We start from the raw sequence: 14230 nt of genomic DNA, 5'->3' as shown, positions 1-14230 counted from the left end.
CTGTTTATTTTGCATCGTACCAATTATGACCCCAATTAGAATCAGCAATTAGTGGAACATCTAATTTGACAGCTGACTGCATAACTTCTGGAACAATTTTCTTAATTGTATCTAACTCATCTTTTGGCACATCAAAAATCAATTCATCGTGTACTTGTAAAACCATTTTAGTCTTTAAATGTAGTTCATCAAGTTTTTTCTGCATATTAATCATGGCAATCTTAATAATATCAGCTGCTGATCCTTGAATTGGAGAATTAATTGCAGTTCTTTCCGCAAAACTTCTGACATTAAAGTTCTTTGAATGAATATCTGGTAAATACCGTCTTCTATGCATAATTGTTTCTGCATAGCCATTCTCACGAGCCTTTTTAATTGCGTCATCCATATAATTTTTAATTTGAGGATATTGTTCAAAGTAATTTTCAATAAACGTCTTAGCCTGCTTACGACTAATACCTAAGTTTTTAGATAAGCCATAGTCTGAAATACCATAAACGATACCAAAATTAACAGCTTTAGCATGTCTACGCATTAATGGCGTTACTTCATCAGGTGAGTCCAAGTGGAAAATCTTCATTGCAGTGTGGGCATGAATATCATAGCCTGACTTGAATGCTTCTTGCATATGCTCATCCCCAGAAACATGAGCTAGCACTCTTAGTTCAACCTGAGAATAATCACAAGAGAAAATATACCCATCTTTTGTTGAAGGAACAAAAGCTTTTCTAATCTGCTTTCCTTCATTAGTTCTGGTTGGAATATTTTGTAAATTAGGATCAACTGAAGAAAGACGACCGGTAGCTGTTAAAGTCTGTAAATAACGAGTATGGATTCTTCCATCAGGCTGAATACATTCAAGCAAGCCCTTAACATAAGTGTTTTGAATTTTAGCAATTTGACGATAGTCCAAAATTTCTGAAACAATTGGACTTTTCATTTTTAATTGCTCTAATACTTCAACAGATGTTGAGTAACCAGTCTTAGTCTTCTTAATTGGTGGTAAACCTAATTTTTCAAAAAGGATATGCCCCAACTGCTTAGGTGAGTTCAAGTTAAATTCTTCACCAGCCTGTTGATAAATCTTATGTTCTAGTTCTTGTAACTTAACTGCAAAATCATTACCTAATTGATTCAAAACGGATGCTTCAACCTTGATTCCAGTAATTTCCATCTTTGCTAAGACGAAAGCCGCTGGAATTTCAATTGTTTCATATAAATCATCTTGTTCATGATCTTTTAGTTTTTCAAGAAGTGGAGTCTTTAATTTCTCAATTACGGCGACTTTAGCTGCTAAATGTTCAAAGAATTCATTATCGTCAGGTACAGCTTGTTTTTTACCTTTTCCGTAAACTTCTAAATCAGTCTTTACAGAATAATCGTCATATAAATGAGCTACTTCTCCAAGATCATTCGAATTATTTTCATTATTAACTAAATATGAAGCAAGAAGCATATCATAGTCTAGGCCTTCTGCCTTGAGATTTAGTCGATGTAAACCTACATAAGTTCTTTTAATATCAAAAACATTCTTTTTGATGGTCTTATCTTCTAGCATTTTACGAAGTAGATTTTCTTGCAACAAAACTGGATCTTTAGATACATAAATCTTATTACCAACTTTTAGAGAAAAGCCTTCAATTGGAGCCAGATGATAATTATCACCTAGCATTGCTAAATAAAAAGTTACTTCTTTTTCACTGATTTTATCTAGTTCAACGATATTTTCCTTAGTTAATTCAAGATATTCATATTTTTCAATCTCTTGTTCACTACTAGTCGTACCCGTGCTACCTAATTCTGCTAAGAATTTCTTAAATCCTAAACGTTCATACAAATTACGCAAATCTTCAATATTTGGTTCTTGTAATTTAGTATCAGCCAGAGTTACTTCCACTGGCGAATCACGATCAATAGTGGCTAACTTTTTAGCTAAAAATGCCTTATCTTTATCATTAATTAAGTTTTCTTTTAGCTTAGACTTTTTCATTTCGTCTACATGTTCATAAAGTTCTTCAATAGAACCATATTTTTGAATTAGACGGGAGGCAGTTTTTGGGCCAACCTTAGTTACACCAGGATAATTATCTGAACTATCCCCCATCAAAGCTTTCATATCAATGAATTCGGTTGGAGTAACACCGTTAACTTCTTTCATATGGTCTGGAGTATATGCTTCTGTATCGCCAACTCCATTTTTAGTAATTAATACTGTAGTTTTATCAGATGCAAGCTGAGTTAAATCTCTATCTCCAGTCACAATATCAACTGTATACCCAGCATCTTCTCCCATCTTAGAAAGTGTTCCAATAATATCATCAGCTTCATAATTCTTTAGCTCATAACTCTTTATTCCTAAGTCTTTAAGCATTTCACGAATTACAGGAAGTTGCTCTGACAATTCACTCGGTGTTTTTTGGCGACCACCTTTATAATCTTGATACATCTCAGTTCTAAAAGTAACTTTTCCTGCATCAAAAGCAACTAAAACATTAGTTGGATTAGTCTGTTTCATGATTGCGTCAAGCATATTTTTAAAGGTAAAAATTGCATTTGTATGCAAGCCATCTGGACTAGTAAAACGATCAAGCTGACGGTATAAAGCATAAAAGGCACGAAAAGCCACAGAGTTGCCGTCAATTAAAAGTAATTTCTTTTGTGCCATATTTTTCTCCTTAAATAAAAAACTGTCAAATTAGTCTCTTAACTATTTTAACAGTTTTTCTTCTATGATTTAATTATCTACTTTACTTTAGTTTTCTTTCAAACTAACTCTTTATTAATATTGATATAAACAAAAAAAGAAAACACATCTCTGCTATAATGTGATTTCTTTTATCGAATGCTTAAGTAAAAAATAATTAATAATTATAGGGGAATACCTTTACTTAGATTCTACTTTTTTCGTGAAAATAGTTACTTTTTGTTGATAGTCATCTATCAACAAGTTTAAATTTTATCGACCTTTCCATTGTCCATAGCCAAAGATCGACATGCCTAAAGATTTCAGCTTTTGACAAAGCGCTTTCATAGATCCGCTATATATTTCAAATATGTAATTACATATTTGAAATAAGGATTAAAAATGAAATACACTATTGATGATTTTGCCTGCTTAATTGACCATACTAATTTACACGCTGATGCTTCTAATGAAGATATGAAGAAACTATGTGATGAAGCGAAGAAATACCACTTCAAAATGATGGCTATCAATTAGGTTCAATCTAAGTTTTGTTCAGAACAACTTAAGAATACTGATATTGACACTGGAGCAGCAATTGCTTTTCCATTAGGCCAACAAACCATTGAATCAAAAGTTTTTGATACTGAAGATGCTATTAAAAATGATGCTAATGAAATTGACTATGTAATTAATATTACTGAATTAAAAAACAAGAATTATGTTTATATTAAAGAAGAAATGAAGCAAATGGTTGATATTTGTCACAAATATCATGTGCTATGTAAAGTGATTTTTGAAAATTGTTATCTAACCAAGGAAGAAATCAAAAAATTAGCAGAAATTGCGAAAGAAATTAAACCTGATTTTATTAAAATTTCTACAGGCTTCGGCCCATCTGGAGCAAAGGTTGAAGATATAAAATTAATGAAGTCAATCGTTGGGACAACGTAAAGGTCAAAGCACCTGGTGGCATTAGAAATAGTGACGATTTCTTAGCAATAGTAAGAGCCGGTGCTGATCGTATTGGCTGTAGTGCTGGTGTTAAAATAATTGAAGCTCTTAAACAGCGGATGCAAGATGACAACGTAACTACAATTGAGATTAATAGATAAATGACTGAAGCAAAATATAAAAAAATTGAAGCTATTTTAAAACAAAGAATTATCGATCAAACCTATCCTCTTAATAGTTTATTGCCAAAAGAAATTGAACTAGCTGCTGAATTCAATACAAGTCGTCCGACAATTAACCATGCAATTCATAATCTAGTTCAACAAGGATTCTTAGAGCAATGCAAGCGATTAGGTACTATTGTTAAAAGAAACAAGATTACACAAGAATTTACTCATGTAATACAAAGTTACAACCAAGAAATGGATGATAAGGATTAAAAGCGATAACTAAAGTGATCTCTTTTGATAAAATTAATCCTACTTCAGAAATACAAAGTGCTTTAAACTTATCTACTTCTGACTCAGTCTTTAAATTAGTTAGACTAAGATATGTAGACACGGCTCCAATTGTTGAAGTAACTACTTATATTCCTACTAAACTTGTTCCAGATCTAAATAAAATAGATTTTTCACAAGCATCCTTATACGATGAACTTAGGAAAAGAAATTTACCTGTCACCCATGTCACAAGAAAATTAGAAGTTAAAAAAGCTTCTTCAACTATATCTAAAACTTTAAAAATTAAGGAAAATGATCCTGTTTTTTACTTTCATAGTTATGGAGATACAAAAAAGGATCAAAAAATAGAATACTCAATTGCCACTTACCGTGGAGATTTGAACTCGTTTATTATTGATCTCAATATTAACTAAAAAGGATTGATTAGATCTTTTACTTTATTGCAAAAGTCTAGTCAATCCTTTTATCATAATTAAAACTATTCAATTAAAGTAACTTTTCATAAGCATCTTCATACTTAGGAATATCACCAGCACCCATAAATACAACAACTGCCTTCTTGTGCTTAGTTAAATCAGCGATGTTGTCTAAATCAATTACTTCTGAACCAGGAATATTATTTACTAAATCTTCACTTGAAATATCTCCACTTGCTTCACGTGCAGAAGCATAGATAGGAGTAACATATGCTTTATCAACATCACGTAAGATTTCTTCGAAATCTTTTTGATATTTCTTAGTTCTTGAGAAAGTATGTGGTTGGAAAACTACCACTAATTCTTTATCTGGGAATTTTTGACGGGCAGCTTGAATAGTTGCACGCATTTCTGTTGGGTGGTGAGCATAATCATCAATTACGGAAACATCCCCAAAATCTTTTTCGGCAAAACGTCTTTTTGCGCCCTTGAAAGTAAGCAGACCTTCCTTAATATCATTCATTGGAACTTTTTCAGTATAAGCAACTGCAATTACGGCAGTAGTGTTTAAAATACTGTGATCACCAAATAAGTGAATTTCAAAACGGCCAAGATCTTTTCCATGTGCTAAAACATTAAATTTAGAGCCAGTAGTTGTCTTTTCAATATTAACTGCTTGAAAATCGTCAGTGTCCTTGAAGCCATAAGTATACTTAGGAATATCAGTCTTTAAACTTTGCAAACGCTTGTCATCTCCCCAAACAAAGAGAGCCTTCTTAGTTTGATCAGCCGCAGTTTGAAAAGCACTAGTGTAATCATCTTGATCCTTAAAGTAATCTGGGTGATCAAAATCTATGTTAGTCATAATTTGGTAATCTGGGTGATATGCCAAGAAGTGGCGACGGTATTCATCTGCTTCATAAACAAAGAAGCGAGAATCAGCAACACCCTTGCCTCGGCCATCTCCAATTAAGTATGAAGTAGGCGCTACTTCACCTAATACGTGAGCTAAAAGACTAGTAGTTGAGGTCTTTCCGTGAGTACCAGATACCCCAATTGAAGTATGCATTTGTACAATCTCTTCAACAGTATCAGGGTAACTTTGCCATTCAACATTTTTATCTAAGCAAGCTGCTACTTCTGGGTTATCTTGTTTAAATGCATTTCCCTTAACAATTACTTGTTCATCATTGCTTTTAATATTTGCTGGATCAAAATCTTTTACTTCAATACCAGCTTTTTCAAGTGGAACTTGTGTGAAAGTATACTTTTCAATATCTGAACCAGCAACGTTATAGCCTAAATCATGTAAAACTAAAGCTAATGAAGCCATGCCAGTTCCTTTAATACCAATGAACCAAATTTGTTTATTTTTATCTAACATATTATTAATATCTCCATTGTTTATGCCAAAATATTCGCTTTAATTCTACCATTTTTAACACAAAAAAAGAACATAACACAGCGTTATGTTCTAATTCAGAAAGTAGTAAACTCATCCATGCTTCCTACTTTCTTTATTTTTTTAATTTCAACCAAATTAATTATATTGAACCCTAAAAATATTAAGTAACTTTGATCATCAATTCGCGCCAAAACCGTTTCTTACATTCTCACTATAACACTTTTTCAATTAAATAACATGATAAAAATGTCGAGTACATATGGATTTTGATTCATATATTCATAGTTCTACCATTGCACAAGACTATTAGCAAATAAAAGCTGACATATAATTCATCAGAAGAAGTTTAAAATTACACTAGCCTAAATTTTACCTAATATTTTAGTACCATGAGCTTGAGTGACCCCGATTGTTTCTATAACAGAATTTACATTCTCATCTGTTATACCACCACCAGGTAAGATCTCAATTTTACCCTTAGCTTGTTTATTTAATTCTTTTAAATTTTCAAAACAATCAGTAATTGGACGATCTAATGATCCACCATGAGTAAGAATACGTGCAACTTTGTTTTTAGATAGCCATTCTAAGGCCTCTTTCTGCTTTGAAGCTATTAATTCATCAAAAGCCATATGCATTACAACTTCTAAATTTCCAGCATGGGCAGTTGCGATAAGCTGCTTCATTGCGGTTTTATCTAGCTGTTTATTATTAGTCAAACAACCAAATGCTATACCGTCTGCATTGAGTAAACTACACATTTGAATATCATTATTCATTATTTCTAACTCATCAGCAGTGTAAACAAAATTTCCGCTACGCGGTCTAATCATTACGATTACTGGCACGTTATACCTATGGGTAAACTCCACCGTCTTTTTAATTACACCAAATGATGGCGTTGTTCCCCCAGCAGCTAAATCATTATTTAACTCTATTCGATTAGCACCACGCTTGATCATCAAAGGCACATTAGTAAAATTTTCCACACATACTTCCTTGATCATTTGTTATACCTCGCTAAAGTCAATATCTAGATCTTTCTCAGCAGCAGCTTTTTCTTCTTTAAGATATTGCTTATCTAGCATTTTCACAAATGGATAGTAAATTAAAATATTTAAAATAATCTCCACAATTTGTAATGCAGATCCTGTCCAACTTCCTGTTGCTAACCACCCAGAAATAATTGGTGGAGTGGTCCAAGGTAATTGAACACCATTTGTCCAAGCTACCCATCCCAAGTTCATTACAATTCCTGAAATCAATGTATTTAAAACTGGACATAAAATAAATGGAATAACTATAACAGGGTTTAAGACTACCGGTAAACCAAAAATAACAGGTTCATTAATACCAAAAATTCCAGGCAAAATTGCCAATTTACCTAACTCAAGCAATCTTTTTGATTTACAAATTGCAAATACAACAATTAATAAAGCAAGTGTACTACCACCACCGCCATATGTTGTAAATAAATCAATAAAAGGTTGAGTATAGATATGTGGCAATGAAGCATGGTTCTGAAATGCCTTTAAGTTGTCTTGCGTTGAAACAAAGAATATAGGTTGCCATACTGAATTTGTAATTGAAGGTCCATTAATACCAAAGAACCAAAAGAAACTTGCTAGGAAATTGTATAGCAAAACTGATGGTAAAGAAATACCTACATGTTTCAATGGTGTCTGTAAAATCGTGTAAATAAAGTTATACGCTGTATGAAAACTAGTTAAAGAGAATAGAATTCTTATTAGAAAGAAGAAAACAACGACTAATGCACTTGGAATCAAAGCATCAAATGATTTCGTAACTGCCGGCGGAACACCATCTGGCATCTTAATAGTCCAATTACGCTTTATCGCAAATCTATAAATTTCGACAGATATTAAGGCAATAATAATTCCTAAAAAAATACCATTAGGCCCTAAGAACTGAGTTTCAACTGCAGAAACAGTTTTCTTCCCCAAGACAATAGAAGTAGGAGTCAAAATTAAAAATGATATAAATGAAACCATCCCTGATTGAATGGGATCTAGTCCTCTATTCTTACCATATGCATATGCAATCGCAATTGCTGATAATATTCCCGTAAAGCTAAAGACAGAATTAGATACAGCACTAAACCAATCAGGAAATTGTGGTCCACATACTTTAATCCAAAATTCAGACCAGCCTGGAATTGGAAAATTACCAATAAGTAAAAATATAGAAGTAACTATGATCAGAGGTGTAATAATCAAAAAGCCATCACGTAATGACATTAAAACAACATTATTCCCTAGCTTCGAGGCAACTGGCATCAGCACCTTCTCAAATTTCTTTTGCATTTTAGAGCCTCCAACTGAAAAAACTAATAGCAGTAACTTCCCTTAAATTTTGCAATATCTCCTTTATTTGTTAAAATTTGACACCCCTTAGCCAAATTATCTAAGGATTCAGCAAGACCGGTACCACCTTTTTTAGGCATCTTAACAATTGGAAATTTGTCTTTATATTTTTCAATAAGTTCTTGATTCTTTTCTTTTGCTATAGCTCCGATTACAGGAATGTTAGTGTTTTCTGTAATTGCAGTTCCAATTTCTACCGCCATTTCGGCGAAATCATGATAATCAAATGTTGGCCCAACGATAACTACATCAGCCTCCATTTTTTCAGCCATTTTTGAAAATTTCCTCTGTACGATTTCTTTATTTTGTTGATAATATTTCGGTCCACAGTAAAATGTACCAATGATCTCTCCGTTTACAGCCTCTAAAGCCTTCTCGACATTATCAGCACTTCCCATTGCAATCTTTTTACCGCCTAACGGTGTGTCGCTTCTCTCATCCCCACCTAAACCAGCTTGAATCTGGTCAAGAATAATAATGGTTTTCATAATATGTCACCTTCCTACACTATAGGTGCGTGAATCCTTTTTTCGTACGCATCAAGCCATTCTTGGCTAACAGGCTCAATTTTAGTCTTCATATTATCTATTGGGTTAGCCATCAAAATCACAGGTTTTTGCTTATCAGTTGCAACACAAAATGTAAACTCAACGTTAGTAGCTACTCCCCATTCTCCTTTATTATTCATTGCAACTAATGAAAACTCTCCAGCTTTGCCATAGCGCTTTTTTAAATCTTTTATAAATGGATAAACTGCATGATTGCAAGCATCTTGTGGCAATTCACCTTCCCGCATTCTCCTAACAATTTCATATGATAAGCAGCCTTTCATAATGTCTTCTCCAAGACCTGTTGCCGCAGCACCACCAACTTTACTATCAACATAAAAACCTGAACCAGATAATGGCGAATCACCTACACGACCATCTTTTTTCATAAATAACCCCGATGTTGAAGTTGCAGCTGCCATTGAGTTATTTTTATCTAAAGTAATAGCACCTACAGTGTCATGCCCATCATATGGGTTCAAATTCTGCTGTTCAATTTCTTTACAACGCTTTTGCCAACGTTTTTTAGCACGTTCTGTTAACATATTTGTCATTTCAAAACCATGTAAACTAGCAAACTTGGTTGCTCCTTCGCCAACTCTAAAGCTATTACAATGTTCATGACTCAAGGCCCGCGCAACAGATACAGCATGCATTACATTTTCAATCGCCCCAACAGCTCCTTGAGCTAGCGTATCTCCATTCATGAAAGCTGCATCCATTTGTACAACGCCTTCTTCGTTTGGAAGACCTCCATAGCCAACTGACTTATAATACGGATATGCTTCAACTGTATTAATTAATTTTTCAACTGCATCTCCCGCAGTACCATTTTCTTTCAAAATTGTACTAGCCTTTTCGACCCCTTCATTTGCCATTCGCCAAGTTGCAATTGTTCCCCATGACATAGCAAAAACTTCCTCTCTATTCTAAAGAACCTAATCTTTCCAAGCTTCTCATATATATTTTGATACTTAATAAAAGGTCTTTTAAATTCATCCATTCATTTTCTTTGTGAGCTATTCCTTTTTGTCCTGGAAAAGATGGTCCAAAGGCAATGATATTTGGCATTACTCGAGCATAAGTAGCTCCGGTTGTTGTAACTGGCGTCCCATCAAGTCCAGTCACTTCTTCATATACTTCAGATAAAATTTGTATAAATTTAGAATTTTTATTATGCATTACACTAGGAATACTACGTATAACTTTAATATTACTGTTTACTGGGATATTATTTTTGATTCCTTCTGTAATTTGCTTCTCTTGATATGACACTGGATAACGAATAGCTATTTCTATTTGCATACCATTATTTTCAATACTTAAACCGGTAGGAGTCATAATTAATTTTCCAGAATCATTATCATGAAACTCAATTCCTAGTCCTTCTCCATAATGCTTTCGATGGAGAGCTTTAACAATCCATTTAAAATAACTATTTAATTGCCCTGAAACTAACTTTTCATCAACTATTTTATTAGCTAAGTATGTTATGGCATTCTTTCCCATTTCTGGAGCATTACTTGGAACTCTTATACCATGACTCTCAATTCTTCTATTTTTAATTTCTACACTTAATTCATCAGGCACATGATCTTTTGCCATATCCCCTTGCAGATTCTTCACTTGATTTAGACTTCCATCTGAGATTGGTGTAAAAATAGAATAATTTACGATTCCGCGTTCCCCATATACTACTGGATATTTACAATCAGCTGTCCAACCAAAGATTGGTGGTTTTTCCTTCTTTAAATATAAAGGCACATCATTAGAGCCACTTTCTTCATCTGATCCAAAAACTAATCTAATCGTCTTTTTAGGCTTATAACTAAGATCCTTAAGCATTTTCATTGCCCATAATGTTGCTAGTGCAGGACCTTTATTATCTAGTATTCCTCTACCATACAATCGACCATTCTCAACGGATAAATCCCATGGATTAAACTTCCACTTATCACCTACTGGCACTACATCTAAATGATCAATAATACCAATATAATTCTCATCGTCATCTCCCCATTGCGCATATACCATCGCATTATTAACAATTTTTGCTTTAAATCCACATTTTTCAATAATTGTAACTATAGTTTCTAATGCTTTTTTAGGTCCTTTACCAAATGGAGCGTCTTTTTCTGAACTGCCTTTAACGCTTGGAATTTGCATAATTGTGCGTAAATTTTCTAAAAATACTTTTTCATTTGTACTTATAGCTTTGTTAATTTTCTCTTCTGATATCATTGTCTTAATCCTTAAAACTAAATTATCTCAATCTAGTTAGTGTTGACTTGAATGAATATTTATCAGCTCGATAAAATGATGTATCAAAGAAAATAGGGATTGCATCTGGCGTATAGGTTATAGTCTTAACTTTAAATATTGGCTGTTGTCCCTTAATGTTCAAATATTTAGAAATTTCATCAGTAACCATAATTGCTTCAATTTCTTGATGTGCATAAACAATTTCGATATTTTCATTTAAAATTTTAAATAAAGATTGTTCAAAATCGGCCAATGTCTTATTTTTTATATATTCATCACAAATAAGAATTTTTTCGAGAGTCATCGGGTCATTATCCCAATAACGTATTCTTTTTAACTCAAAAACTTTTTTATCTAATCTATCGTCTAGTGCCAATATTTCACTAATTTTTCTACTCGGATTTCTAATAGGAGCAAATTTTAATACTTTAGTGTGTGCCGTTTTTCCATGTTCTTTAGCAACTTCAGTAAAACTTTGTAATCCTCCCCTACCAGATTCAATTTTTGAATTTCTTTCAGCACCTAACATTACATAGGTGCCTTTACCCGGATCTTTTACTAATATTTTGGCATTTATCAAACGACTAATTGCTTTTCTAATCGTCAAACGTGAAACATCAAATTCTTGCGCTAATTGATATTCAGAAGGCAGTCGCTGACGGCTGGTATATGTTTCATTTCTAATTCTTTCTCTGATTATCTTTACTATCTCTTCAACTTTTGTCATCATTTTCACCAGCTTTTTCTTATTTAAGTGTCTTTTCATAGTATATTCTATGCTGTATGTTCTTAAATGTAAACGCTTTAGTAAGAAAAATCTCACTAAAAATATTGATTAATTCCTTAGTGAGATCAAAAAAAGAGCCCATTACCATCAATGAGCTCCCCTTATATAAATATATTAAAATGTATTACAAACTAATTTGGCCACTAGCTAATAATTCATCGCACTTAGTTGGCTCAAACTCGTCTCCAGCATTAAAGTCATCAGGAACAACCATAATACCACGCTTTTGAGGAGCATGAGCTAATCCTAATTCACGTGCCGAACAAATCATACCGTATGAATCAACACCACGAAGTGCACCTGGCCAAATTTGTTGACCATTTGGCATTAAAGTACCAGGAAGTGCCACAACTACCATTTGGCCTTGAGCAATATTTGGAGCACCACAAACGATTTGATGTTCTTCACCATTACCCACATCCACAGTAGTTACATGTAAGTGATCTGAATCTGGGTGTGCTTCACAAGTCTTAACGTAACCATAAACAAGAGTTGGCTTGCCAATTTCTAGCTTAGTATCAAAACCAGCTTCAGCAATTTTCTTGTTTAAAACATCAACTAATTCTTGTGTTGGTTTAACTTCACCATTTGGTAACTTATCGTAGTCTAAAAAGCTACTTACATTAAAGAAATTAAATCCAATAACTTCTCCATCCTCATTTTCAACTCTTGTAACTTGATCTTTTTCTGTGAATTTACTGCGACCTTTATCTTGGTCTAAAATCACAATTAAAGTATCAGGGTAACTTGTTTTATTGGTAGAAACAATCATTTCTAGTAAATTTCCTTTCCTAGACTATTTGAGAGAGTTAAGGAAGTTTTCTACTTCTTCTTTAGTCTTTCTGTCCTTATTTACTAGTCTACCAATTTCTTTGCCATCTTGGTAGACAACAAAGCTAGGAATTCCAAAGATATTTAATTCTTTGGCTACATGAATTGATCCATCACGGTCAACTTTATAGAATTTTGCATCAGAATTATCTTTTTCAATTTGTGGTAAAAATGGGTCTAAGAAGCGACAATCTGGGCACCATGTAGCTGAAAATAGTAATACTACTTTTCTATTTTTGGTAATTTCTTTTAACTTCTCAGGAGTTAATTCTTTAATTTCTTCCATTTATCTCACCTTTTCTTACTTTTTATAAGTTATAATTATTTTACATCCTTTTATTTCAAAAATCTAGTCTCAGATCTTTTAGCTTAAATTAAAAACGATCTACAATAAAAATATAGAAAGAAGGTATTAAAATAATAGTTGATATGAATAAGGATTTACTCCATGCCGGTTATCGATTACACTTAGTTTTTGACGAAATGGTTCAAGATATTAGAAAAGATCCTGATAATTGGATTATGATTATTGAAAAAAATATTGACCAAATTTCCTCATTAATTTCTACATATCATAAAATCGCAGCTACAATTACTACTAATACTCGGAAAAATGGGCTACCTGCCCACTTAAAATCAGCTTCAGATGATACTTTAAAAGTGATGGACGGATTTAATGATGAGATTCTTACTTTTGACAATTTTGTCTATAACAGTGACCATATCAAAGCCTTTACTAATTTTTTTAGGGCAGTCAATTATACAAATGAATTACTCCTAGAATTAAAATTACAAAATAAATAATTAGACTAAAAAAGTATTCTTATCAATTTATTTTACAAAATGTGCATGCAAGCAGTAAATTGGATTACCCTTAGCTGCAAATTTATGTTCATATTCAGTCTCAACATTTCTTTCAAAAATTTCATCATCTGCGTGATGTAAATCTAGACTTACATAATCAAATTTCATTCCATAATTGTTAAGACTTACTAAACTGTATTCAAACAATCCTCGATTATCTGTCTTAAATTCTAAATGTCCTTCTGGCTTTAAAATTTGACGATACTTATCTAAAAAGCTCTTATAAGTTAATCTACGCTTTTCATGACGTGTCTTTGGCCAAGGATCAGAAAAGTTTAAATAAACAATGTCTACGCTATTTTCTGGTAAATACATTGCAATATTAGCAGCGTCTGCACACATTAATTGCAAGTTATCGATCTTTTCTTCAAGCTTAGTTCTTAAAATCATCCCAGCAGCTGTTGTTTGAAGTTCTACTCCAATAAAATTCATCTCAGGATGTTCTTTAGCTAAAGTAGTAATAAATTGACCCTTTCCTGAACCAATTTCAATTGCTAATGGCTTAGAAAAGTCCTCGAATCTTTCTTCCCAGTTAATTTTCTTATCTGGATCCGGCTCGTTTAAAATTGCTTCTGGATGTTCAGCTACTAATTTTTGAGCCCAAGGCTTATTTCTTAATCTCATTTTTTCACAAC

The 14230-nt window shown here is 32.9% G+C and carries 12 protein-coding genes and 2 pseudogenes; 3 read left to right on the top strand and 11 right to left on the bottom strand.

Annotated elements, in window-relative coordinates; genetic code table 11:
- Positions 1-4: 4 nt before the first annotated feature.
- Complete coding sequence (gene polA / locus HMPREF0528_RS00540; protein ID WP_004893647.1) at positions 5-2665, bottom strand: DNA polymerase I; 2661 nt, start codon at positions 2663-2665, stop codon at positions 5-7.
- A gap of 420 nt (positions 2666-3085) precedes the next feature.
- On the opposite strand from polA, the pseudogene deoC reads away from it, so the two are divergent.
- Together deoC and HMPREF0528_RS09155 are read left to right on the top strand one after the other, a co-directional pair.
- Positions 3086-3798: pseudogene (gene deoC / locus HMPREF0528_RS00535) on the top strand (deoxyribose-phosphate aldolase).
- A pseudogene (locus tag HMPREF0528_RS09155) lies at positions 3799-4511 on the top strand (GntR family transcriptional regulator).
- Positions 4512-4584: 73 nt separating this feature from the next.
- Here the strand turns inward: HMPREF0528_RS09155 and murC are convergent.
- From murC to HMPREF0528_RS00485, 9 genes are all read right to left on the bottom strand, one after another.
- Entirely contained in the window at positions 4585-5898 is a 1314-nt protein-coding gene (gene murC, locus HMPREF0528_RS00525; RefSeq protein ID WP_004893636.1) for a UDP-N-acetylmuramate--L-alanine ligase, read from the bottom strand.
- A gap of 383 nt (positions 5899-6281) precedes the next feature.
- The gene (locus HMPREF0528_RS00520; RefSeq protein ID WP_004893632.1) at positions 6282-6926 is read right to left on the bottom strand and encodes a copper homeostasis protein CutC; all 645 of its coding nucleotides are present in this window, start codon (positions 6924-6926) and stop codon (positions 6282-6284) included.
- A 3-nt stretch (positions 6927-6929) separates the two neighbouring features.
- The gene (locus tag HMPREF0528_RS00515; protein WP_004893630.1) at positions 6930-8243 is read right to left on the bottom strand and encodes a PTS sugar transporter subunit IIC; all 1314 of its coding nucleotides are present in this window, start codon (positions 8241-8243) and stop codon (positions 6930-6932) included.
- A gap of 23 nt (positions 8244-8266) precedes the next feature.
- Positions 8267-8791 (bottom strand): GrdB-related putative oxidoreductase, encoded by a 525-nt coding sequence (locus HMPREF0528_RS00510; protein ID WP_004893629.1) that lies wholly within the window; start codon positions 8789-8791, stop codon positions 8267-8269.
- Between the two features lie 14 nt (positions 8792-8805).
- A complete protein-coding gene (locus tag HMPREF0528_RS00505; protein WP_004893627.1) occupies positions 8806-9759 on the bottom strand; it encodes a glycosylasparaginase in 954 nt (317 codons plus the stop codon).
- 16 nt (positions 9760-9775) lie between these two features.
- Complete coding sequence (locus tag HMPREF0528_RS00500; RefSeq protein WP_004893625.1) at positions 9776-11092, bottom strand: Sapep family Mn(2+)-dependent dipeptidase; 1317 nt, start codon at positions 11090-11092, stop codon at positions 9776-9778.
- Between the two features lie 22 nt (positions 11093-11114).
- Entirely contained in the window at positions 11115-11840 is a 726-nt protein-coding gene (locus tag HMPREF0528_RS00495) for a GntR family transcriptional regulator, LSA1692 subfamily (RefSeq protein ID WP_034525183.1), read from the bottom strand.
- A gap of 184 nt (positions 11841-12024) precedes the next feature.
- Positions 12025-12672, bottom strand: coding sequence for a YtpR family tRNA-binding protein (ytpR, locus tag HMPREF0528_RS00490; protein ID WP_004893618.1), 648 nt, complete (start codon positions 12670-12672; stop codon positions 12025-12027).
- Positions 12673-12696: 24 nt separating this feature from the next.
- The gene (locus HMPREF0528_RS00485; protein ID WP_004893614.1) at positions 12697-13017 is read right to left on the bottom strand and encodes a thioredoxin family protein; all 321 of its coding nucleotides are present in this window, start codon (positions 13015-13017) and stop codon (positions 12697-12699) included.
- Positions 13018-13160: 143 nt separating this feature from the next.
- On the opposite strand from HMPREF0528_RS00485, the gene HMPREF0528_RS00480 reads away from it, so the two are divergent.
- Positions 13161-13535 (top strand): hypothetical protein, encoded by a 375-nt coding sequence (locus HMPREF0528_RS00480; RefSeq protein ID WP_004893612.1) that lies wholly within the window; start codon positions 13161-13163, stop codon positions 13533-13535.
- Between the two features lie 27 nt (positions 13536-13562).
- Here HMPREF0528_RS00480 and trmB read toward each other — a convergent pair whose 3' ends face one another.
- On the bottom strand, positions 13563-14219 hold the full coding sequence (gene trmB / locus HMPREF0528_RS00475) for a tRNA (guanosine(46)-N7)-methyltransferase TrmB (protein WP_004893609.1): 657 nt from the start codon (positions 14217-14219) through the stop codon (positions 13563-13565).
- Between the last annotated feature and the right edge of the window lie 11 nt (positions 14220-14230).

This window comes from Lactobacillus johnsonii ATCC 33200 (assembly GCF_000159355.1).
GTDB lineage: Bacteria > Bacillota > Bacilli > Lactobacillales > Lactobacillaceae > Lactobacillus > Lactobacillus johnsonii.
Note: the sequence above shows the minus strand (reverse complement) of the source record. Positions and strands in the feature narration are given on the sequence as shown.

Excerpts from the sequence above, each read along its gene's own strand:
- HMPREF0528_RS00480 (WP_004893612.1), top strand. The coding sequence starts at position 13,161 with ATGAATAAGGATTTACTCCATGCCGGTTATCGATTACACTTAGTTTTT.
- HMPREF0528_RS00520 (WP_004893632.1), bottom strand. The coding sequence starts at position 6,926 with ATGATCAAGGAAGTATGTGTGGAAAATTTTACTAATGTGCCTTTGATG.
- HMPREF0528_RS00510 (WP_004893629.1), bottom strand. The coding sequence starts at position 8,791 with ATGAAAACCATTATTATTCTTGACCAGATTCAAGCTGGTTTAGGTGGG.
- HMPREF0528_RS00515 (WP_004893630.1), bottom strand. The coding sequence starts at position 8,243 with ATGCAAAAGAAATTTGAGAAGGTGCTGATGCCAGTTGCCTCGAAGCTA.
- polA (WP_004893647.1), bottom strand. The coding sequence starts at position 2,665 with ATGGCACAAAAGAAATTACTTTTAATTGACGGCAACTCTGTGGCTTTT.
- HMPREF0528_RS00505 (WP_004893627.1), bottom strand. The coding sequence starts at position 9,759 with ATGTCATGGGGAACAATTGCAACTTGGCGAATGGCAAATGAAGGGGTC.
- murC (WP_004893636.1), bottom strand. The coding sequence starts at position 5,898 with ATGTTAGATAAAAATAAACAAATTTGGTTCATTGGTATTAAAGGAACT.
- HMPREF0528_RS00485 (WP_004893614.1), bottom strand. The coding sequence starts at position 13,017 with ATGGAAGAAATTAAAGAATTAACTCCTGAGAAGTTAAAAGAAATTACC.
- ytpR (WP_004893618.1), bottom strand. The coding sequence starts at position 12,672 with ATGATTGTTTCTACCAATAAAACAAGTTACCCTGATACTTTAATTGTG.
- HMPREF0528_RS00500 (WP_004893625.1), bottom strand. The coding sequence starts at position 11,092 with ATGATATCAGAAGAGAAAATTAACAAAGCTATAAGTACAAATGAAAAA.
- HMPREF0528_RS00495 (WP_034525183.1), bottom strand. The coding sequence starts at position 11,840 with ATGACAAAAGTTGAAGAGATAGTAAAGATAATCAGAGAAAGAATTAGA.
- trmB (WP_004893609.1), bottom strand. The coding sequence starts at position 14,219 with ATGAGATTAAGAAATAAGCCTTGGGCTCAAAAATTAGTAGCTGAACAT.